General features: G+C 44.7%; 13 protein-coding genes. 9 read left to right on the top strand and 4 right to left on the bottom strand.

Annotated features, from left to right (window positions below; all coding sequences use genetic code 11):
• Positions 1 to 16 precede the first annotated feature (16 nt).
• The 3 genes from mgtE to QUA10_RS05320 form a co-directional block, all read right to left on the bottom strand.
• Positions 17 to 1,417 (bottom strand): magnesium transporter, encoded by a 1,401-nt coding sequence (gene mgtE / locus QUA10_RS05330; protein WP_333082518.1) that lies wholly within the window; start codon positions 1,415 to 1,417, stop codon positions 17 to 19.
• A gap of 194 nt (positions 1,418 to 1,611) precedes the next feature.
• Positions 1,612 to 3,348, bottom strand: a complete 1,737-nt coding sequence (locus tag QUA10_RS05325) for an ABC transporter permease subunit (RefSeq protein WP_333082519.1) — start codon at positions 3,346 to 3,348, stop codon at positions 1,612 to 1,614.
• A 124-nt stretch (positions 3,349 to 3,472) separates the two neighbouring features.
• Positions 3,473 to 4,816 (bottom strand): nitrate/sulfonate/bicarbonate ABC transporter ATP-binding protein, encoded by a 1,344-nt coding sequence (locus QUA10_RS05320; RefSeq protein ID WP_333082520.1) that lies wholly within the window; start codon positions 4,814 to 4,816, stop codon positions 3,473 to 3,475.
• Between the two features lie 2,012 nt (positions 4,817 to 6,828).
• Here QUA10_RS05320 and QUA10_RS05315 point away from each other — a divergent pair.
• The 8 genes from QUA10_RS05315 to QUA10_RS05280 all read left to right on the top strand — a co-directional run bounded on the left by QUA10_RS05315 (position 6,829) and on the right by QUA10_RS05280 (position 22,361).
• Positions 6,829 to 12,318, top strand: a complete 5,490-nt coding sequence (locus QUA10_RS05315; protein ID WP_333082521.1) for a PAS domain S-box protein — start codon at positions 6,829 to 6,831, stop codon at positions 12,316 to 12,318.
• A 126-nt stretch (positions 12,319 to 12,444) separates the two neighbouring features.
• Positions 12,445 to 15,540 carry a response regulator gene (locus QUA10_RS05310; protein ID WP_333082522.1) on the top strand — a complete coding sequence of 1,032 codons (3,096 nt, stop codon included), beginning with the start codon at positions 12,445 to 12,447 and terminating at the stop codon, positions 15,538 to 15,540.
• Between the two features lie 10 nt (positions 15,541 to 15,550).
• Entirely contained in the window at positions 15,551 to 16,525 is a 975-nt protein-coding gene (locus QUA10_RS05305; RefSeq protein WP_333082523.1) for a diguanylate cyclase, read from the top strand.
• A gap of 349 nt (positions 16,526 to 16,874) precedes the next feature.
• On the top strand, positions 16,875 to 17,504 hold the full coding sequence (locus QUA10_RS05300) for a macro domain-containing protein (RefSeq protein ID WP_333082524.1): 630 nt from the start codon (positions 16,875 to 16,877) through the stop codon (positions 17,502 to 17,504).
• A 381-nt stretch (positions 17,505 to 17,885) separates the two neighbouring features.
• On the top strand, positions 17,886 to 18,473 hold the full coding sequence (locus QUA10_RS05295) for a hypothetical protein (RefSeq protein ID WP_333082525.1): 588 nt from the start codon (positions 17,886 to 17,888) through the stop codon (positions 18,471 to 18,473).
• A 154-nt stretch (positions 18,474 to 18,627) separates the two neighbouring features.
• Positions 18,628 to 20,421, top strand: coding sequence for an aspartate--tRNA ligase (gene aspS / locus QUA10_RS05290; RefSeq protein WP_333082526.1), 1,794 nt, complete (start codon positions 18,628 to 18,630; stop codon positions 20,419 to 20,421).
• 87 nt (positions 20,422 to 20,508) lie between these two features.
• Positions 20,509 to 21,606 carry an AAA family ATPase gene (locus QUA10_RS05285; protein ID WP_333082528.1) on the top strand — a complete coding sequence of 366 codons (1,098 nt, stop codon included), beginning with the start codon at positions 20,509 to 20,511 and terminating at the stop codon, positions 21,604 to 21,606.
• Positions 21,603 to 22,361: a DUF3226 domain-containing protein gene (locus QUA10_RS05280; protein WP_333082529.1), complete on the top strand. Its 759-nt coding sequence runs from the start codon at positions 21,603 to 21,605 to the stop codon at positions 22,359 to 22,361. Before QUA10_RS05285 ends, QUA10_RS05280 begins: the two co-directional genes overlap by 4 nt.
• Positions 22,362 to 22,404: 43 nt before the next feature.
• Here the strand turns inward: QUA10_RS05280 and QUA10_RS05275 are convergent, their stop codons facing one another.
• The gene (locus QUA10_RS05275; protein ID WP_333082532.1) at positions 22,405 to 22,638 is read right to left on the bottom strand and encodes a hypothetical protein; all 234 of its coding nucleotides are present in this window, start codon (positions 22,636 to 22,638) and stop codon (positions 22,405 to 22,407) included.
• A gap of 140 nt (positions 22,639 to 22,778) precedes the next feature.
• Between QUA10_RS05275 and QUA10_RS05270 the strand changes: the two genes are divergently transcribed.
• Positions 22,779 to 22,991, top strand: coding sequence for a ribbon-helix-helix domain-containing protein (locus QUA10_RS05270; RefSeq protein WP_333082533.1), 213 nt, complete (start codon positions 22,779 to 22,781; stop codon positions 22,989 to 22,991).
• Positions 22,992 to 23,002: the final 11 nt, after the last annotated feature.

Raw genomic sequence — 23,002 nt, 5'->3', positions numbered from 1 at the left:
CATGTAATTAAATATATTAAAGCTGCAAAATTTGTCGAGCTAAAGTGAAATAAATCAAGACCCCGAGGACATCCACTGCGGTGGTAATAAAAGGAGCAGACATTAAAGCCGGGTCTAAACCCAAAGAACGGAATAGAAACGGCAGAGCTGAACCGGCAAGAGAAGCTAAAATTGCGATCGCAAACAAACTCACTCCCACCGCGAGTGCCACTGGTAAACTCCCTTGCAAAGTATAAGCCCAGCCCGTCGCTACAGTCCCCAATATAGCTCCTAGCAGCGCTCCCGCCATCCCCTCGCGAACAATTACTTGAAACGGCCCCATTGCTGTAATTTCATCAGTGTTCAAACCGCGAATTACAACTGTTGAGGACTGAGCTCCGACATTGCCTCCAGTGCCAGTCAGCAGGGGAATAAAAGCTGCTAAGGCGACTACTTGGTTCAAAATATCTTCTTGAGCTCTAATAATTGCGCCGGTGACAGTATTAGTTAAAAGCAGAACAAACAGCCACACGACTCTTTTCCGAGCAACAGTGATTAAATCGGTCTGAAAATAATTGTCGCCGCCGGACTGGACGCCGCCCAAGGTATAAATATCTTTGGCTGCTTCTTGTTCTAAAATGTCGATCGCGTCGTCAACTGTAATGATCCCGACCAGCCGCTGTTCCCGGTCTACAACGGGCACAGCTAAAAAATCGTAACGCTGGATCAGCCTAGCTACTTCTTCTTGATCCGTTCCTGTTTGAACAGAAACTACGTCGCGGGTCATAATTTCGCCGACTGTTTTGTCGAGGGGCGAAGTGACTAAATCCCGCAGGGATAAAATGCCGGTCAAGCTGCGTCCGGCGTCGGTGACGTAAAGAGAATAAATTGTTTCGGTAGTTTTAGCCAAAGAGCGAATTCGGTCTAAAGCTTGGGCGACGGTAAAGCTTTCTTTCAGAGAAATATATTCCGGGGTCATGATCCTGCCGGCGGTACTGGCTTCGTAACCCAAAAGTTGGGCCGTTGCTTCCCGTTCCGTCGGGCTCAATTCACCCAACAGGCGACGGACTAATATTGCCGGCAGTTCGTCAAAGAGTTTAGCTCGATCGTCCGGGGACATTTTGTCTACAATGTCAATGACTTCTTGGCGTTTGAATTTTTCGCATAGGGACTGCTGAACGCTGGAGTCGAGATATTCGTAAACTGCGATTGCTTCGTCTTTGGAAAGCAAGCGGAAAGCTATTACTTGCATGGTTTCTGGCAGGCCTTCGATAGCTTCAGCTATGTCTGCTTCCTGCACCGGGTGCAAAATCGCTTTTGCTCCTTTAAAGTCTCCTTCTTCCAACAGGGCCCTTAACTGCGATCGAACTAATTCCCGCAGTTCCTTTCGCGCGTAGGTGGGTAGAGAAGACGATTGATAATTTTTTTCTGTTGTCACTGATGACCCTCCTAAACCTGTGCTGCGCGCCTTCCTGAATCCAGTTTAGAGCCTATTGACGCCACTGGTTGCAGTTATACGAGTTATACGGGCGGGGTTAGGAACCCAGTTTCTTCGTGGAGGCTTCACCACCCAAACGAATATCTATTCTCGAAACCGGGTTTTTTGGTATGATGTTTTTTATATTGATTTACTTAAACCAACAATTGATATTTTTCTTCGGCCAGACGGTAAAGTGGTCGCCACACTAAACGGTTAGTCACTACAACCAACAGCGACATCACAGAAGTAGCAGCCAAAAGCAAGGGAAAATTTCCCGATGCAGTCGCCTGAGAAATCGTTTCCCCCAAACCGCTTGTGGTAATTATTTCACCTTTAAACTGTACGTATTCACTGACAATACTGGCATTCCAAGCTCCGCCAACCGCCGTAATAATTCCTGTAATTAAATAAGGAAAAATTCCGGGTAGGATTAAAGTTTTCCATCGCTGAACCAGGGAAAGTTTGTAAACTTGCGCGGCTTCAAACAACTCGGAAGGTATCGATTGAGCCCCGGCAATAACATTAAATAGCAAATACCACATTGTACCCAACATCATCAGCGCTACTGAACCAATTTGCAAGCCTCCTCCAGCGTGAATTAAAGCTAGTAGCAACACTGGGAATAAAGCAGTTGCCGGTACAGAAGCGGCTATTTGTACCAAGGGTTGCAAAATCTGAGCTAAACGGGGATTTCGACCGATCGCCACTCCGACAGGCACTGTCCACAACAGCGATAAAAATAGCGCGCAAATGACGCGCAAAGCTGTGAAAAATGCACCTGTCATAACTTTTTGCCAGTCAGACAAATTCAGCAACCGCAGCAGCAGCACCGCTTCCCAAGTTCCCCAAAGCACAATGACGGCAAACCCGCTGAAAAATATCCAATTTATCCAATTTCCGATGGGGTTTCGTTGGCGAGGATTTGCTGGTAAATTAACAGGTGCAAAAGCTCTTGCCAAACCACGATCAAAACTATCGCCGATCGGCGAAATATGCGACTTCAAAAGGCGCAGCGTCGCCGATCGCCTGAAAAAATCTAACACATTTGACTGCGGTACATTGGTAGCTTCCCCCGCTTGGTATTTAAACTTTTCTACCCAAGCAATCAAAGGCTGCCAGATGAAAAAGTCTATGGCTACAATCACCCCAATTAAGACTGCTAAACCCCAGCCTATCGCCCCAAAGTTGCCTTCATTGGCGGCCTTACCCAAATAGGAACCGAGTCCGGGCAAATTAAAGTTTTTGTCCCCCAAGGTAAAAGATTCGATCGCAATCAAAAAGAACCAGCCGCCCGCCACTGACATGACGCTATTCCACACGAGTCCGATCGCACCAGCGGGCAATTCTAATGTCCAGAATTGCTGCCAAGCATTGAGCCGATAAATTTGAGCAGCTTCCTTAAGTTCTTTCGGAATGCCGGAAAGCGACTGATAGAAACTAAAGGTCATATTCCAAGTCATCCCAGTAAATATTAAGATAATCGATGCAAGTTCTACGCCAATTATTTGACCGGGAAATAAAGTGACTAGCGCTAAAACAACTCCGGGCAAAAAAGATAAAACAGGGATCGACTGCAAAATGTCTAACAAGGGAATTAAAATTTTGGCAGCCAGGGGAAAACGGTAAGCAGAATAAGCATAAACTAGGGTAAACAGCAGCGATAAAAAATAGGCGGCTACCATACGTAAAAGACTCTGGGCTGTATATGCTGGCAAGACATTTAGCGTGGTCTCAATTTTAAAATTTGGGTTGTAGTCACTGGTGAATTGAGAAGCTGTTTGGACAATTACCCAAATCAAAGAGAAGATTGCTAGAATCAGCAAACCGTCTTGCCAAGTCCAAGCTGACCTTTCTAAAGTTTTATTTGCTGGTGTTAGAGGTCTTGTCATAATAATTAATTATTGGGAGTGGGCCATCCGGCATCGGGCATCGGGCATCGGGTATCGGGCATTGGTAACTAATGAAAACAGACAACACTTAACAGTCAATAGTCAACAGACAACAGTCAAATAACTACTCAGCTTTATCTTCCGATTCTAAGAAAATTTCGCCCCCTGGTTCGTCGTAGCTGTACAACTCTGCATAACGTCCCCAATCAATAGCAGTTTTCAATTGCCGCATTGCTTCTTGGGGGCTAAAGTGGGCTTCGAGAATATCCAAAATCAACTCTTCAGAAATGCGCTGATTGCGCTTGGACTGAAGCATTCTAGAAATTTGCTGTACGAGGCGAATATTGCTGAGAATTTGGGTGCGAACAATTTCTTTGCGCTGGTCAATTCCGCCTGCAATAAACTGAATGCCAACTGGTGTTAAAAGGAGGTCGCCTTCTTGGATTACCAGAAATTCCATTAATTTTGCTGCTTCCACGATCGGCAAAATGTCGTCAACCTCTAACATTAATTCTTGACCGAGGCGGTAGAGGTCTTTTTCCTTGCGGTCTTCCAAGAGCTCCAACAGACCCGCGATCGCCCCGGTTCGCACCTGCGGCAGAGATTGGTATTTAGCGCTTTGAGGGGGTTGAGGTTGAGAGACAGTAGCTACACTTTCAGCCAGTGCAGTCACTGTGTCGCAGCTCAATTCGGGATTGGTGAGAATTTTGTAAACTTGGTCTACCAGAGCTTGGAATTCCGGAGTTTTACGATCGCGGTAATGCGGCAAAGTCACCGTCAATTCGGCGCGAATTCGCCCTGGGTTGCGGCCCAAGACTACAACGCGATCAGCTAAAATTACCGCTTCCTCAATCCCGTGAGTTACGATTAACACAGCTTGAGTCGGAATCTTTTTTTCCAGCCACAAATCTAATAACTCAAACCGCAAGTTTTCTGCCGTCAGCACGTCTAAAGCTGAAAACGGTTCATCCATGCAAAGCAATTCGGGTTCTACCGCCAAAGCTCTAGCAAATCCCACCCGCTGCCGCATTCCGCCGGAAAGTTCTTTCGGATAAGCATTTTCAAATCCGTCTAAACCAATAATATCAATCATTCGCAAGGCTTTTTGCAAGCGCGGTTCGGGCAATTCTCCTTTAGCTTTTAAGCCTAATTCTACATTTTCTAGTACCGTCAGCCAGGGATAAAGGGCAAAGTTTTGAAATACAATTGCCACTCCCGGATTTAAGCCGACTAAAGGACGATTGTGGTATAGAACTTGACCTTCTGTGGGCGGAATAAGTCCGGCAATCATCCGCATTAATGTTGATTTTCCTGAACCGGATGGACCGAGCAAAGCTACTATTTCTCCCGGTCGGATATCTAAATTAATTGACTCTAAAATAGAGATTTTTTGACCATTGGGCTGCTGATAAGCTTTGCTAACTCCTTCTAAGGTGATGAGACCCTCTGTTGCTGTTTTAACTACCACAATTAAATCTCCTATGTTTTGTTTAAATTTAGTTAGTAGTCAGTAGTTATTAGTCAGTAGTCCGTAGTCAGTAGTTAAAAACTCTGGGAAACTGACAACTGATAACGGCTAATTGATACCAGTTTCGTAAAATAAGCAACTGCAGGCCAGCCCAAACCATGATACAGTCTGTCATTATCCATCGAAAATCAAAAATGGTATGACTGCTGAGTATTCAGTGAGTTTTCTGTGACAGGCGATCGCTTTGTTAGCAGCAACAAGACTGGAAAAGCAGCGAGTTGGAGCGCAACTGAAAATATAACCAGCCAAGTAATTGAGCGATCGTAAAAAAATATCATCGCCCAACTGCCCAGAAATCACGATCAGTCCTAGCCTGTGTTAACCCCATAGACGGAACCTCTCTTGTTTGCAGGCACGAGTCGAGCTACCGCGACTTTCAAAATCGATTCCTGGACTCCCATACCTATACCCTATAAAGTCATTCCTAGCAATCCCCCCTGCCCATTTCTGAACAATACCAATGGGGCAAACAGTGAACAAAAAATCACTGCAAACATTAGGGTTAAGAGACCGAGGCGATCGACAAAAATCCGGGATGCGATCGCCTCACTCCCCATTGCCCAAAGCTAAAATATAGGAATCTGGCTGTCAAATGCGATCGCACTTCTGTGAAAGTAAGTCGATTTGAGATTTGAGAGTTCTTTGTGAGCGCTCAGTCGAAGGATTTAAGATTTCTGATTTACTCCACAGATGAATCTGGGAGGTGGAACAAGAGTCTAAAATTTTTATCTCTCCACCAAAGGAGTCGGGGGCTTATATTCGTTTTTAGGTAGGGTTAAAGGCAATGAAGGGAAAATCTCCATAGCCAGCCCCAATCAGCCCTAAAGCATCTAAAGAAACCCAAAACAGCCCCGGCCGCCCTTCCCTTTGATTCCCAACGCTCCTGCTTCAAAATCGCGCGGATTAAGATAAATTTGCTGAAGTACCAACAGCAATTTCAGCCACAAAAAAAGCTGCCACAGCCACAATCGCACAGCCGAACCGATAACCCAATTGCTGTGCCCGTGCGATCGGCTATCATCAATAACTACGCTAGCGATCGTTATTGGATAACGTGCAGTTGAGCGTCGTCCGACTCGATTGATCGCGAAATGTTAACTACCTAAATTCTTTCTTATTCACCTTCACGGGTTATACACAAAAAGAAATGTTGGGCAATAATTGGTTTAACACCTTCTTACCTTGCGATCATTAACAATTAATTAAAACTGTCCATATCACCTACAATCAGTGATAGTGAACCCCCTCGACCCAGCTATGCTTCCTGTTCAAACTGCCAATGTGTTGCGCTGGGATTTAGACTCTCCGATCAAATTAAGGAACAGGGAACAGGAAAACTATTTAAGGTAGGAATGGACTTCACAAGCTGCATCTGAATAGTGTAGGATTATAACACACCATATCGGACATTACAAGCTGCGTATTGTGGGATAAAAATTCTCTGCGCTCTTAATTTTATTACGGAATGTTTAAACTTGTATCTTTTCCTTAACCCTTTTATATTCTTTACCAAATCTTTATTTTTTTTTCGAGAGTCTTGTTATGGTTGCTTCTAGCGAGCTTAGAGCACTTTGCAACAACAGTGAAATACCCTTTAGTTAAAAAAGAGGTCTTTATGACACACTGCCCCTGCTGCTCCAATCAAATGCTGCGTCACGTTTGCGATCGCCAAATCTACTGCTTTTGTCGTCAATATTGGCAAACAATACCTATTTACAATCTGAACAGATGTGGCTCATTGCCCTCTATAAATCTAGTTAAAGGGCTAGGGGTTCAGGAACAACATTCTTTACAGAGGGAAGTTAACAGATCAACTTAGGGGGTATAAAGTTTAGAGAGTGCCTTATCGCTAACTGGTTTTCAGGCTCAATACTTAGTTCTATTGCATCATTGAATTACCCAAGTATAGCCCAAAAAATTGAAGACAGCTCTATTCATCTATTGCTTAATTTATGGTAATCCCTCGACGGAAAGTAATTATAAGTTTAGACCAAACACAACTTAAACGATTGCTACCTCTTTTGCTTGGTGTGGTGGCTTCTCTTGCTGTTTTATTTACGTGGCAACAGCTAACCATCAACGGACAAATTCACATCGAGCATTTAATTCAGCAGGAAGCCAATGCGATTCAGTCACAACTGAGCGAAGGATTATCAATTCGGGTGTTGACACTTCGGCAAATGGCGAATCGCTGGGAAGCCAATGGCGGTACACCAAAGGCTCTTTGGGAAGCCGATGCTGAGGGTTATGTAAAGGACTTCTACGGTTATCAGGCGATCGCATTAGTCGATCCATTATTTAAAGTGCGATCGGTTGTGCCACTGGCTGGGAATGAGGCAGCGCAAAACCTAGATTTTAATCGTGAACTGCGTCGCAAAATCACTTTGCAAGTGGCTCGTGATTTGCGTCAACCTATCTTAAGTCGCAATATTTCACTTGTTCAAGGTGGTCAAGGATTTTTAGCAAGTTTTCCTTTGTTTGTAGGTGAACGTTTTGATGGGTTTATTGTCGGAGTTTTTCAGTTTAAAACTCTGTTTGAAAGTATTTTAAAAGTGTCCCCAGGGTACAAGGTGGCTATCTCTGATGGCACAACTTTGCTCTACGGTCAAGAGTCTTTTTCTCAATATGCCGACCATAAAACAGTTGTAGTGAAAGCCTATGGTGTAGACTGGAAAATCGATGTTTATCCAAATTTAGATTTAGTAGAAAGAGTCAAGTTTTATTGGCCTAGACTTGTATTAATTGGTGGCTTAGTTTTAGTTGGGCTGCTGATGTGGGTCATGTATCTCGCACAAGTTAGTTATTGCAAAGTCGATAAATTCAAAAAAGCCAATCGCCAGTTGCAATGGGAAATTCACCAGCGACAACAGGCAGAAATTGCGATCGCTCGACTAGCTGCGATCGTTGAATCTTCGGAAGATGCCATTCTCAGTAAAGATTTAGAGGGTGTAGTTACAAGTTGGAATGTAGGAGCCGAAACAATTTTTGGCTATACAGCGGCCGAAATAGTAGGGCAATCAGGGAGAAAAGTGATTCCCGCAGACTATCGAGATGAGGAAAACGAAATTCTCACCAAAATCCAGCGAGGAGAACGCATCGAACACTACGATACCAAGAGGGTGATGAAAGATGGAACATTAATCGATGTCTCGATGAGTGTCTCCCCCATTAAAGACCAAGCAGGGAATATAATTGGAGCCTCAAAGATTGCCCGGAATATTGCTGACCGCAAACAAGCAGAAGCAGCACTACGTGAAAGTGAAGAACGCTGGGAACTGTCTGTACGTGGGAATAATGACGGCATTTGGGATTGGAATGTTCAAACCAACGAGGTCTTCTTTTCTAGTCGCTGGAAGCAAATGTTGGGTTATCAAGACCACGAACTCCCAAACATTCTAGACGAATGGGCTAACCTGGTACATCCCGATGATTGGGGATGGATGATGCAAGCCGTTCAAGACCATTTTGCCAAAAAAACTCCTTTTTATATCACAGAACATCGTGTTCGCTGCAAAGATGGTTCCTACAAATGGATTTTGGATCGCGGTCAGGCGCTTTGGGATAATGCAGGTAATGTAATTCGGATGGCTGGCTCTCACACCGACATTACGGAGCGCAAGCAAGCTGAAGTTGCTCTACAGGTAAGCGAAGCCAGATATCGGCAATTGATCGATAACTTAAATGCGGGTTTTGTGATTCATGCGACAGATACCAGCATTCAATTATGTAATGAAACGGCCGGTGAATTACTAGGGCTTTCAATGGATCAAATGCTGGGAAAAACTGCGATATCTCCGGCCTGGCATTTTGTGCGGGAAGATGGCAGCGTTATGCCCCTAGAGGAATATCCGGTAAATCAGGTTTTATCCAGTGGAAGTTCCCTCAAAAATTATGTTTTAGGAATTAAAAAAGAAATTGATAGTTGTGTTTGGGTATTAGTTAATGCCTACCCGGAGTTCGATCAAAATGGTCAAATTACACAGGTTGTAGTTACGTTTATTGATATTAGTACGCGCAAAAAAGTAGAGCTGGAAATCCAAAAAACTGGCACTTTCTTACAAGCACTGCTGGATAATTTACCGGTGGCGGTTTTTGTTAAGGACGCAGAGCCTAAACAATTTGGCGTATTTCAGTTTTGGAATAAAACCAGCGAACGGTTATTTGGCATCTCAGCCGAAGAAGCGATAGGCAAAAGCTGTTATGATTTTTTCCCAGTAGAACAGGCTATCTTTTTCGACAAAAAGGATAGAGAAGCCTTTGAGAAAGGTAAAACTGAGGATATTCTCGAAGAAGTTATTGACAGTCATAGCCTGGGTCAACGTTGGCTGCATACAATGAAGATTCCCATTTACGACGAGCAGCATCAGCCCCAGTACCTACTTTGTTTTTCAGAAGATATCACCGATCGCAAACACGCAGAAGCCGAGCGTAAAGAAATGAGTGAGGTGATGCAAAATGCGGTGTCCGGCATTTCCAAAATAGACACTCAAGGACGTTACCTCTATGTGAATAAAGCTTATGCTGACATGACAGGCTATCAGCCAGAAGACATGATCGGGATGTCCTGGGAAAAAACCGTAGATCCCGATGAGTTGGAAAAACTGGTTGCAGCCTATGGGCTGATGGTGCAAGAGGGCAGAGTTGAAGTTGAAACTAGAGGGGTCCGTAAAGACGGTTCGGTTTTTTATAAGCAATTGGTGATGATTTCAACTTACGACGAACAGCACCAATTTATGGGGCATTACTGCTTCATGAAAGATATTAGCGATCGCAAAAAAGCCGAACTTGCACTAGAACAGGAACTCCTGCGGAGTAAAACCTTCTTCAACACTTCCCTGGACGGTGTTGTTGTCATGGATTGGATCGGAAAAGTTGTCGAAGCTAGTCCCAGTTTTGCTCAAATGCTGGGCTACACCCTAGAAGAAACCCTGAATCTGAGTGTGTTTGATTGGGATGCTGAATGGACGAGGGAAGAACTACAACTTATGCTCCAGAGAGAGGAGGTTATTCCGCTGTTTGAGACGCGACATCGCCGTAAGGATGGTTCTGTATATGACGTGGAAATTAGCTGGAACCGGGTGGAATTACAAGATGAGATGATGAACTTCTGTATCTGCCGGGATATTAGCGATCGCAAACGCCACGAAGCCGAACGCCAACAAGCAGAACAGGCACTCAGAGAGAGTGAAACTCGCTTCCAAGCCTTCATGAATCACAGCCCTGCCCCTGCCTGGATTACCGATGAAAATGGTGTAATGCTCTATGCCAGCCAGACTTATCTCAATACCTTGGAGTTACCCACTGACGATGTGATTGGAAAATCCATTTTTGAACTTTACCCCGTCGCCATCGCTCAACAATTTCTAGACAATATCCAAACGGTTGCTCAAACCAACCGGCTAATTGAAACGATTGAGATTGCGTGCCGTCGAGATGGAACCCTGGGTGAGTTTCTGGTTTACAAATTTCTCATCCCCGACTTACCTGGGCAAATGCTAGTAGGTGGTGTGGCGATCGATGTGACACGACAACATCGAGCGGAAACCGCTTTACAACGCAGTGAGGAACGCTTAATGCTGGCACTAGAAGCCTCTGGAGATGGACTATGGGATTGGAAAATTGAAACTGGAGAAATTTACATTAATTCCTACTACCAGGAGATGCTGGGCTACAAGCCCGGTGAGTTGGTGATTGATGTGAACGTCTGGGAACAGATGATTCACCCTGATGATAAATTATGGGTTTTTGAGGCTCTCAATAGTAACTTGCAAGATAGCTCTCTCAAATATGCCTTTGACTATCGTGTGCGTTGCAAGTCAGGTGAGTGGAAGTGGATCGCTAACTACGGGAAAGTCGTTGCCTACGATGAAGATGGTAAGCCTTTACGGATGATTGGAACGCACAAAGACATCAGCGATCGCAAACAAAAAGAACTGGCACTGCAGCACGCCATGGAAGCAGCAGAAGCAGCGAACTTGGCAAAAAGTACCTTCCTAGCCAATATGAGCCACGAATTACGCACTCCTCTCAACGTAATTCTAGGATTTGCCCAAGTGATGACCCATGACCCCTCCCTAACTCCCAACCAAAAACAAGACCTGCAAACAATTCGACGGAGTGGAGATCACCTCTTGAGTTTGATTAACGATGTGCTGGATCTCTCGAAAATTGAATCGGGACACTGCACAGTTGAACAAAGCGGATTGGACTTAATTGCGCTGCTGCATTCCCTGCGAAATATGTTGGCGGAACGAGCAAGTTCTAAAGGACTTGACCTTTGTTTCGAGATTGCGCCAGAAGTTCCCCAATTTATGCTTGTCGATGCTCAAAAACTGCGCCAGGTTTTGCTGAATCTGCTGAGTAATGCCATCAAATTTACCGATCGGGGAAGCATTACTTTGCAAGTCAGCATTGAGGCTTCCGGTACAGTGGCATTAAGCACAACTCGGCCGATTCTCCAGTTTGTAGTTGCTGACACAGGTTTAGGCATTGCACCGGTCGAACTCAATACTATCTTCGATGCGTTTGTGCAAGCTCAAGCTGGGAAGCGATCGACCGGCGGTACGGGGCTAGGTCTCACCATTAGCCGCAAATTGTTGGAACTCATGGGCGGAAAAATTTCTGTCAGCAGCACTGTGGGACAGGGGAGTACCTTCACCTTTACCCTTCCCGTCAGCCCCATCAGTGGAGTTAATGTTACACCCGAAGAGAATAATCGCCTCGTGATGGGGCTGGCTCCCGGTCAAGGGGATCATCGCATTTTGGTGGTTGACGATCAAGCAGAAAATCGCTTGCTAATGGTCAGATTACTGACACAATTAGGATTAGAGGTAAAAGAAGCTACCAACGGACAGCAAGCTGTGCAGATTTGGCAACAATGGCAACCAGACCTAACCTGGATGGACATTCGGATGCCCGTGTTAGATGGATACGAGGCTACGAAGCAAATTCGGGCAATGGAAGACGGACAGAACAGTATCATTATTGCACTTACGGCCCAGGCTTCCCAGAGCGATCGCGCCCTCGCCTTGGCTGCTGGCTGCAACGACTACATCAGCAAGCCGTTCCGGGAACAGACCCTATTTCTTAAGATGGCGGAATACCTAGGCTTAGAGTATGTATATCAGGAAGAGGAAACAGAAAAAGGGGAACGGGGAACAGATTGTTTTCCTTTTTACCTCTGTTCTGTTGCCTCTTCCGTTTCAGATTCCCTCGATCCAATGCTTTTGGCAACATTACCAAAAGTATGGGTGGTTCAGTTGGAAGATGCTGCTTTATGTGGGGATGATGTTGCGATAATTGAACTGGTAGCTCAACTTTCCTCAGAACTCGCTCAATTCGGTACTCATCTGACGGAACTCGCCAACCAGTATCAATTTGAGAAAATCATTAATCTAATTCACGGTAATTTCCCAAGTGGAATTCCTCCATTGGATTTATAAGCTGTTGTGCAGTTAAACGTTTGATTAGGACTAGGGAATTAGGAACAGCCAACAAGAATACAATCTAGTTATTCGTAATTCTTGACCAAAACCTCCTTAATTTTTATTGAAAATTACTGCTCTAAAATGCCTCATAAAATTACCAAATTTTCCCAAATCACTCCTTTAACTTTAACAAGTTTAGAGGAATGCAGTGAAGAATCCGTGTATGCTCCCGGTCATATTCAGCCCCACGGAATCGTTTTATTGATGCAAGGAAACAGCCTCAATATTTTACAAGCTAGCGAAAATGTAGAACAGTTTTTTGGCATTTCTGCCCTAGAATTGCTAGGTCAGCCATTGCCAAATTTATTGGGGTACGAGCAAGTACAAGAAATTGTCAGGCATCTAAATCAAGAAGAACTCAACATTCATAATACTTTCGATCTAAAAATACCTCTAAAAGACGGCAAAATTCAAACATTTAGAAGCACACTGCATCAACTACCAGATGAGTTGATTCTGGAGCTAGAACCCCAATTGACTATTGAAAATAATCATTCAATAGATTTTTATCAGCGTCTGCAAACAGTTATCCTCAACTTTCGCAGTGCGATCGATATTTCGGATTTAGCTCAAACCATTGCTAAAGAAGTAAAAGCCATGACCGGGTTCGATCGCGTGATGATTTATCGCTTTGAAGCCGATGACCATGGGGTGGTGATTGCGGAAGAGAAAGAAAGCTATCTAGAAAGCTACCTGGGGTTGCATTACCCGGCGATCGATATTCCCGTACCCGCCCGCAAATTGTTTTACCGCAATTGGATACGCCAAATTCCCAATATCAATTACACTCCGGCCCGCCTAATTCCTACCAACCATCCCGTAAGCGATACACCCCAGGATCTAAGTGCTTGTGTGTTAAGGGGAGTATCTCCCTACCACATTGAATATTTGCAGAATATGGGAGTTGCTGGGACACTGACGATTTCGTTAATTGACGATCGGCGTCTCTGGGGATTAATTGCCTGTCACCATTACAGCCCGCGATTGGTAGATTACGAAACTCGCAAAACCTGTGAATTTTTAGGACAATTTGCCTCGATAGAACTGGTGCATCAGCAAGAGCGAGAATTGAACGTTTATCGATCGCAAGCGAAAACAATTCAGGATCAACTTCAGCAGGCATTCCGGCGAGATTCTAATTTTATCGAACAGGTATTGACCGAAAATGCTTCTCAATTGCTAGATTTAGTTCATGCTCAGGGAGCGGCAATTATTCTCGATGGTCGTCTCACATTGGTGGGTCAAACACCATCTGAAGCTGAGGTTGACGAACTCCTGCAATGGTTGCTAGAACAGAACAAAGAACGAGTGTTTGCAACAGCTTCTTTGTCTCAGTTGTATCCCCAAGCGAAGCAATTCAAAGAGCGAGCTAGCGGTGTTTTAGCAATCTCAATCTTCTTATGCTACGCCATACAAAAGTCATACCATATCCTTTGGTTCCGACCCGAACAAATTCAAACCATAAACTGGGCAGGTAATCCACAGGATGCTGTGTCGATCGACGAAATTGGAAAAATGCACCTGTGTCCCCGCAAATCCTTTGAACTGTGGCAAGAGACAGTGCGCCAGATGTCTTATCCGTGGCAGATTGCAGAGTTAGAAGCTGCTGCCGAAATGAGACATATCCTCATGCTGGCGGTGTTAGAATTTTCGCAAGCTGCCCTAGAACACGCTGCAGAAAGGGCAGCTATAGCCAACCGTGCCAAAAGCCAGTTCCTTGCCAACATGAGCCACGAGCTCAGAACGCCACTCAACGCGATTCTGGGATTTACCCAGCTTATGAACCGCAGCCCCTATATCCCAGAAGAATTTCAAGAGCATTTAGGGATCATTACCCGTAGTGGAGAACACCTGCTGACATTGATCGACGATGTTTTACAAATGTCTAGGATTGAAGCAGGGCAATTGATACTGAGTAAAAGCTGTTTTAATCTGCATCGACTGCTGGGTTCTATTAACGAGATGTTCACCATCAAAGCGCCTGAGAAAGGGTTACATCTGAGCAGCGAGTGGGATGCTACTGTCCCGCGTTATGTCTGTGGCGATCAAGCAAAACTTCGCCAAATCTTGATTAATCTGCTGGGGAATGCGATCAAATTTACAACAACAGGAACGATCGTGCTGCGCGGACGAGCTTTTTCATCAGAGGATATGCCATCCGGTACAAATTGCGATCGCGCTACTCATCCACCCGATATTAAACCAACTATTACCCTGTGTCTCGAAGTTGAGGATACCGGAGCTGGCATTTCTCCCTCAGATTTAGAATCAATTTTTGACGCTTTCATGCAAACCAATCGCGGTCGTCACGATCGAGGAACAGGTTTAGGACTGTCTATCAGTCGTCAGTTTGCGCGTCTGATGGGAGGCGATATCACCGTGCGAAGCACCCTGAATCTAGGCTCGACTTTTACCTGCCAAGTTGTTTTGGAACTACCAGAGTCGCTTGATTTAGAGGAACCTGAAATTAGCGATCGGATTATCGGGATCGAACCTGGGCAACCTCTCTACCGAATTCTAGTAGTAGAAGACGTTCCAGAAAATCGGCAACTGCTGGTAACACTGCTGGAATCAGTTGGGTTTGATGTGTGTGCGGTGGAAAATGGGGTAGAGGCGATCGCTCGTTGGCAAAGATGGCACCCTGACCTGATTTTGATGGACATTCAAATGCCTGTCATGGATGGTTATGAAGCCACGAGACAGATTCGAACACAACAGTCATTAGTCATGACTCATGAGTCATCAGCAGATAACTCAGGGCAAATGTCACAGGACAAAAGACAAATTACACGCATCATTGCCCTCACTGCCTATGCTTTTGAAGACGATCGTCTCGCCAGCCTGCAAGTCGGTTGCGATGACTACATTGCCAAGCCGTTTACTGAAGACACACTTTTCAACAAAATAGCTCATCACTTGGGCGTCCGGTACTGCTACGCCGAAAAAGTTGGGCCAGACTCATCAGCTTCCCCACCCAAGATATTTACTCCCGACTTGAAAACCATGCCAACCAAGTGGATTGCAGAAGTTCATGAAGCAGCACTAGATCTTAGTGATAATAAGCTTTATGAACTTATTGCTCAAATTCCCAAGGAGAAACAAGATTTCATCGCGGCGATGACATCTTTGGTGGATAACTTTCAGCTTGAAGCGATCGCAACTCTCACCCAGATTTAGGAATAAGACCATGACAGCTTTATTCAAACTTGTGGCCCAAACGAATATTCTCATCGTCGATGATACCCCAGACAATCTGCGCTTGTTAGCCAAAATTCTAGAGTCACAGGGCTATATTGTGCGTAAAGCGCTCAACGGCAGAATGGCACTCCAAGGTGTTCAGCGCGACCCACCGAGTCTGATTTTACTTGACATTAATATGCCGGAGATGAATGGGTACGAAGTCTGCCAAAAGTTAAAAGCATCGGAAACGAGTTCTCAGATACCTGTTATTTTTATCAGCGCGCTCGAACGACTGGAAAACAAGGTACGAGCCTTTGAACTGGGTGGTGTAGACTATATTACCAAACCCTTTCAAGAGCAGGAAGTGCTGATGCGAGTAAAAAATCAATTACTCATCCAACAGCAACGCCAACAACTTATAGAACAAAATCAACGTTTAGAACACGAAATCCAGGAACGTCTGAGGGCAGAAGCAGAAGTAAGACAGCTATCTGTAACCGATGAATTAACTGGATTATATAACCGACGAGGCTTCTTTTTACTAGCAGATCAACAACTAAAAATTGCTCGACGCACGCAAACACCCTATTTTATTTTGTTCGCTGACTTAGATGGTTTAAAAAAGATTAACGACACTTTAGGACACGAAATGGGAGACAGAGTAATCGTTGACGCAGCTCAAATATTGAAGCAAACCTTTCGTGAGGCGGATATTGTGGCTCGACTGGGAGGAGATGAATTTGCTTTATTTATTCCTAACTTTTCGGGTGATTCATCTACTAATTTCCATTCTCGGCTGCAAGAAAATATAGATCGCTTTAATCAACAGTCCGAGCGAGCTTATATATCAATAAGTCTTGGTGTGGAGTTTGGGGATTTAAACAATGAATTTTTATTAGAACAATTGCTGGCAAAGGCTGACAAACTCATGTACGAGCATAAACGCACCAAACGCTGTTTAAATCCTCAACCGTTCTTTTGAGAACAAGGATATTGGAGCGCCATAAGCATTATTTATTAAACGTGAGTTCAACCGAGAAAGAGTAAACTGAAAACAAGAGAGGGAAACAGCTTGCAGACTTTAGCCCCTGGGCCGGAAAACACGATGCAGTACACATCATCACACCTAAACCTGACAGGGTAGCAACCGGGTTAAAAGCTCTCTCTGTATTAGGTTAATGGTGTGTGCGATCAAAAAATGTCGTAGCTATTGAACATTTGGTAGTTGAAATCGAGCTGAATTTAAAATTCAGCCGACTTATGTAAAGTATTGTAGGATTAAATTGGCGATCGCTCTGGCTGTTCGCAATTAAAATTAAGAGAGAGTATTTATGCAAATTGTGCTGGCTACCTTAGACGATGGTTTAGTTAGAGCGTGGGAAAGCACTTGCGGCAGTATGGAAAATGTAAAGATACATCACGGTTCAATATTTGATGTGAAATGCGATGCTATTGTGAGTCCGGGGAATAGTTTTGGTTTCATGGACGACGGCTTAGAGTTAGAAATTTCGGAATATTTTGGAGGGCAGGTTCTTGAACGCTTGCAAAAACTAATTCAGGCTCGACATCACGGGGAACTATTAGTAGGAATGGCAGAAGTTGTAGATACAGATCATGCTGAAATTCCCTATTTAATCGCGGCACCAATTATGCGCGTTCCCACAGTTTTAAGAGAAACAGTAAATGTTTATCTAGCAACCCGCGCTATTTTGACTATCGTAAAATTTGGCTCAGTCCCAGATGGAACGCCAGTCAAACATATCATTGAAACTATCGCTATTCCCGGCATGGGTACGGGAATGGGCAAAGTGCCTCCACATATCTGCGCCAATCAAATGAAAGTTGCACTCGAAGAGAACCTCTTATCTAAGTACGAATTTCCTCAATCTTTACTGCACGCTCAAAGATGTCACCACTTGTTATATACCGACGAAAGCGAAGATTGGCAGTTGGAAAATTGAAACTCTTAAATTTGCCTGTTTTATTGTGTTGAGAAACCAAGTTTATTAGTGTGTGTTTTTTTAGGTAGAGAGAGTTATCACAAATTTAAGTGCGCTAAACCGTACCTGCAATTTGGCGGTATCCTACACACGAGAGCAACTTTGGTAGATATAATGTAATAGAACTGAGGTCATTCCAACTAGGTAAGCGCGGATACAAAAGTTGATAAAGCTGGAACAAGAATTGCCTAGTTCTTATTAAATGCCAGAATTCCTTCTGGCGCTACACGTACAAAGTCTGTATAAAAGACCACAATTCTTTCTGGCGCTACACCTACAAAGTCTGCATCCAGGGACTGTGAGATTTTTTGAAAATGTTTACTACCACAGGAGAAGATTGATATGACAGATCCAAAAGTAACCGAGGAACCAGTTTTAGAGGCAACTGTCGAAACGACGGAGCTCGTCAAACAAGAGATGCCCGACGCAACTGATGAGGCGATCGCAGAAACTGCGGCGCTGTTTGAAGCAATTAAAAAACGCGCCACCGCGGAAGTGCAAGCAGCGGGCGAACTCACCCGCGAAGCTTATTTAAAAGCTGTGAATAAGGCATCCGGGGCGATCGAAGAAAATAAGGATCTCGCCCACGAGAGATTCACAGAAGCAGTCAGGCTGATTAAACAAGAAACTGAGAAAAATTGGCTGGTGGTAGATGCGATTAAAACGCGGGCGCAAGCGCAGGTGCAAGATGCAGGCGAAATCAGTCGTGAAGCTTATTTGAAAGCAGTGCGACAAGCGCGAGAAGCGGTGGAACAAAATAAATTGATCGAACGCGATCGCATCGAACAAGCTGTTGACCACATTCAGACGGAAGCTGAAAAGAATTGGCACCTTATTGTGAAGCAAATTGAGTCGATCAACACTCGCTTGACAGAAACCGCTAAGTCTGCATGGAATGCGCTAACGGCGTTTTTTGACAAGAAGCATTAAACTCAGATATGACACCATTTTAAAGAACAGGCAAGATGCCTGTTCCACAAAGATTTAATTTTCTTGTGGAACAGGCATCTTGCCTGTTCATAAAAGGTTTTGACACTAAGCGCTATAATCAAAAAGCTTTATTTTTAATCCATAACCCCCAACCATGAGAAGTTACTACTGCGGCGAACTGCGAAGCGAACACATCGGAGAGACTGTCACCCTTTACGGCTGGGTGGATCGCCGCCGCGATCATGGCGGGGTGATTTTTCTGGATGTGCGCGATCGATCGGGTATCGTGCAAATTGTCAGCGATCCTGAACGCACCCCCGATTCCTATCACGGGGCTGAGGCTTTACGCAGCGAATACGTGGTTAAAATTACCGGGCGAGTCACCGGCCGCCCCGCAGATTCCCTCAACCCGAAATTGCCTACGGGTGAAGTGGAAATTTACGCTGACGAAATTGAGTTGTTAAATGCGGTTCGCAAACAGTTACCGTTTCAGGTGGCGACGGCGGAAAATGAAAGCGTGCGGGAAGATTTGCGGCTGAAATATCGCTATTTGGACTTGCGGCGCGATCGTATGAGTCGCAATTTGCAGCTTCGCCACCAAGTTGTCAAAGCCATACGCCGCCACCTGGAAGATGTCGAAGGTTTCATGGAAATTGAAACGCCGATTTTAACTCGGGCGACTCCCGAAGGTGCGAGAGATTATTTAGTTCCCAGCCGCGTCAATCCCGGTGCATGGTATGCTTTGCCGCAGTCGCCGCAGTTGTTCAAACAATTGTTGATGGTGTCTGGTTTTGACAGATATTATCAAATTGCCCGCTGTTTCCGCGATGAAGATTTGCGCGCCGACAGACAGCCAGAATTTACGCAATTGGACATGGAAATGAGTTTCATGTCTGTGGAAGAAGTAATTGCCTTAAATGAAGGTTTAGTCTGCCATATTTTCCATAGTGTCAAAGGCGTAGAATTGCCTCGTCCTTTTCCGCGCTTGACTTACGCTGAAGCAATGGATCGCTATGGTAGCGACAAACCGGATACTCGCTTCGGTATGGAATTAGTCGATGTTTCCGATTTGATGAAAGATTCGGGATTTAAGGTATTTTCCGGGGCGGTTGCTGCGGGCGGAATTGTGAAAGTTTTGCCGATTCCTGGCGGGAATGATGCGATTTCTAACGTGCGGATTAAACCGGGCCCGAAAGGCGATTTGTTTAAGGAAGCCAGCGACGCCGGTGCGAAGGGATTGGCTTACATTCGGGTGCGGGATAATGGCGAAATTGATACGATCGGTGCTATTAAGGATAATTTGACGGAAGCACAAAAACAGCAATTGCTCGATCGCACGGGCGCGCAACCAGGTTATTTGTTGTTATTCGCAGCGGCTGATGTGGCAACTGTCAATAAGACTTTGGATAGATTGCGTTTGTTTGTCGGTAACGAATTGGGATTGATTGACAAAGACAAGATGAATCTGCTGTGGGTGACAGATTTCCCCATGTTTGAATGGAACGCTGACGAGAAGCGTTTGGAAGCATTGCATCACCCGTTTACTGCGCCACATCCTGACGATATTAATGATTTGAAAACTGCGAGAGCTCAAGCTTACGACTTGGTGTTAAACGGTACAGAAGTCGGTGGCGGTTCTCTGCGGATTTATCAGCGGGAAGTTCAGGAAAAGGTGTTTGAGGCTATCGGCTTATCGACTGAGGAAGCTTACAATAAGTTTGGCTTTTTGTTGGATGCGTTTGAGTATGGAACTCCGCCCCACGGAGGCATTGCTTACGGTGTGGATCGGTTGGTAATGCTGTTAGCTGGTGAGGAATCTATTCGGGACGTAATGGCTTTTCCGAAGACGCAGCAAGCGGGGTGTTTGTTGACAAATGCGCCGTCTGGTGTGGATGAGAAGCAGTTGAAGGAGTTGCAAGTGCGATCGACTTATACGCCCAAGTCATAAGGCGATCGGGACTTAGGCAAAGCCTATGTGTCATGCTGAGAGAAGGGAAGCATCTCAGAATTACGTTGAAATGCCTAAGTCATAATTATGAAACACCTTGACAATTTAACCATTCATCGGTTCCGAGGTCTGCGAGATTTGAACTTGCAGGACTTGGGTCAAATCAACATATTGGTTGGTGGGAATAACTCAGGTAAAACCAGCGTTTTAGAGGCGATATCAACCTATTGTCGCCCCTTAGATCCGCTGGAATGGCTGAACACATCGTGGCGGCGAGAAATCAAATATTCTCGCAAGCCAAGACTGGAGGCACTACAATGGCTGTTTCCTCAAAATAAAGAAGAAGAACAATTGGATTTTTACCAACTGGAAACTCGTGTTTCTGGTAATGGTAAGTTTTTAGTGAGAGAGTCGAGGGCAATTTACCAAGAAATTGAGGGAGTGGAATTATCGGAAGATGACGAAAGTCAGTCCTCAGACGATATTGGATTTGATAATACTCTGCGAGGTGCAGAAATAGAGCTAAAAGCTATTATATCGGATTCACCAAATGAATTATCTGAATTTTTTGAAATTTGGGAAAATGAGCGTTTAACTAATCGGCGAGTTCGCTCAGATGCAATGCTGTCAGTTGATACTGTGACACCTTTTTCTCACCGCATAGAACAGTCACAAGTTGGCTTGCTCTCAGAAGCTATTTTTCAGCGTTTTAAGCCGGAAGTGATTAAGCTATTGCAAGTGATGGATTCAGGAATTATTGATTTAGTGATTCTCTCGCATGGCGGCAATCGTAGCAGTCTCTATATTGACCACAAACAAGTGGGAATTGCACCATTAAGTTCTTTTGGTGATGGAGTACGTCGCTTGCTATTTATTGCTCTAACGCTGACAAAAGTCAGAGGTGGAGTTTTGCTAATTGATGAGATAGAAACAGCAATTCATACTGAAGCACTTCGCAGTTCATTTGCTTGGATTGTGCAGTGGTGCAAGCAAATGAATGTTCAATTATTTGCAACTACCCACAGTTTAGAAACGGTTGATGCGATGTTGGATGCTAGCGATTCGGAGACAGACTTAGTTCTTTATCGTTTAGAGAAACGGGAGTCACAAACTAAAGCTATTCGGTTAGATAGAGAAACACTCCATATAGTTCGGGATGAGTTGGGACAGGAGGTTCGCAGGTGAACCGCAGTTACGCACTCATCGGAGTAGAAGGCCCACAAGATCAAGCATTTGTAGGCAAAGTGCTGAAGTTCCTCGGGTTTCAATCTTTTGACGGACAAGAATCGAAATTAGAGCCGTTTTGGCGCAATTTCATACCTCCTTATCCCAGACAGGGAAACTTATACAAGCGTCTTGATATGCCTTCTATTTTGTTGACCGAGACTCTTTCTGTGGCTATCTATTCTGGGGAGGGTAGCAATTTGGGAAGAAATCTTAAAGCAAGTTTTGCTAACCATCCTGAATATAAAACAGATATTGCAGCCTTTGGAATAGTTGCTGATTCTGACAAGAAGCATCCTGATACTGTTGCTAGAGAATATTATCAGCAGTTTCAGAATGATTTTCCTGGATTTCCCAATCAGGCGGGAATTTGTCAGCAAGGGCCACCGCGAACAGGAATTTATGTTTTGCCAGATAATCAGCAGCAAGGTGTTTTAGATAATTTATTGTGCGAGTGCGGCAACGTTGTCTATCCTGAAGTTATGAATTGCGGGCTGGCTTATTTGAATGGACTGTCTGAGGCACACAAAAATCACTGGGGCCCGTTTGATGATCGGAAGGCTTTAGTTGCTACTGTTGTAAGTGTTCTCAAACCTGGAAAGACTAATACAACAAGTATTGCTGATAATAATTGGGTGAGCGAACAGACACAGCAGCAGGTTCCGGCTTTGGCAAATTTTATTCAGTTTTTGAGTCAACTTTTGGAAGTGAGTTAATGGACGATCGCACTTCTGGAATTCGTGCGATCGCCCTCAAAGATTACTCTTTCCAGTAACGGGTTAAAATCCGAATCACCTCACCCGCTATCGGCGATGGTAGAGGCGGGCTCCATTCCCCAACTTCTGCAAAACCTAAAACGTGCAGCAGATTAACAATGCTGTCTACTGCTTTGGGAGCGCCACACAACAGCAAACGAATCGGTTGTTTACCTTGAGGTACGTCAGGAATTTCTTCCCGGAGCAGTTCGGGAACTGACTTTGGCGGTGATATCATAGAGTTTCCTCCTAAATATGGGAGTTCAAGCCCCCACCGAACGATCGTGAGTCTGACCGGTGGGGGTTTTGTGTTTGACTATTTACACGGTATTACACCGTGTGTCACTATGCAAGAGGCGTACAAAGAAAGTACGATCGATGCATGAAGTAAATTCCCAGTTGCCTAACTTGCCAGCAAAAAACCTAAAACGAGTCACCAGCTACGTTCCTCCAAACGCCTACAACGTCTTGGAAGATTGGGCCAAGGAAGAAGACCGAACAGTCAGCAATCTCGTAAGTCGGATTGTCTCTGAAGCTGTAGATGCTTATTTGGCTAAAAAGACTACAGAAGATGAACCCAGCAGCAATTAACCTTTGATCTC

Origin of the sequence: Microcoleus sp. Pol8_D6 (genome assembly GCF_036700965.1) — a bacterium.
Lineage (GTDB): Bacteria > Cyanobacteriota > Cyanobacteriia > Cyanobacteriales > Microcoleaceae > Microcoleus.
The sequence above is the reverse complement of the archived record's forward strand: the minus strand, read 5'-3'. Positions and strand labels throughout refer to the sequence as shown.

Coding starts and splice junctions, on each gene's coding strand:
- QUA10_RS05300 (WP_333082524.1), top strand. CDS start 16,875: ATGCAAATTGTGCTGGCTACCTTAGACGATGGTTTAGTTAGAGCGTGG.
- QUA10_RS05285 (WP_333082528.1), top strand. CDS start 20,509: ATGAAACACCTTGACAATTTAACCATTCATCGGTTCCGAGGTCTGCGA.
- QUA10_RS05325 (WP_333082519.1), bottom strand. CDS start 3,348: ATGACAAGACCTCTAACACCAGCAAATAAAACTTTAGAAAGGTCAGCT.
- aspS (WP_333082526.1), top strand. CDS start 18,628: ATGAGAAGTTACTACTGCGGCGAACTGCGAAGCGAACACATCGGAGAG.
- QUA10_RS05275 (WP_333082532.1), bottom strand. CDS start 22,638: ATGATATCACCGCCAAAGTCAGTTCCCGAACTGCTCCGGGAAGAAATT.
- QUA10_RS05295 (WP_333082525.1), top strand. CDS start 17,886: ATGACAGATCCAAAAGTAACCGAGGAACCAGTTTTAGAGGCAACTGTC.
- QUA10_RS05315 (WP_333082521.1), top strand. CDS start 6,829: ATGGTAATCCCTCGACGGAAAGTAATTATAAGTTTAGACCAAACACAA.
- QUA10_RS05310 (WP_333082522.1), top strand. CDS start 12,445: ATGCCTCATAAAATTACCAAATTTTCCCAAATCACTCCTTTAACTTTA.
- QUA10_RS05270 (WP_333082533.1), top strand. CDS start 22,779: ATGCATGAAGTAAATTCCCAGTTGCCTAACTTGCCAGCAAAAAACCTA.
- QUA10_RS05305 (WP_333082523.1), top strand. CDS start 15,551: ATGACAGCTTTATTCAAACTTGTGGCCCAAACGAATATTCTCATCGTC.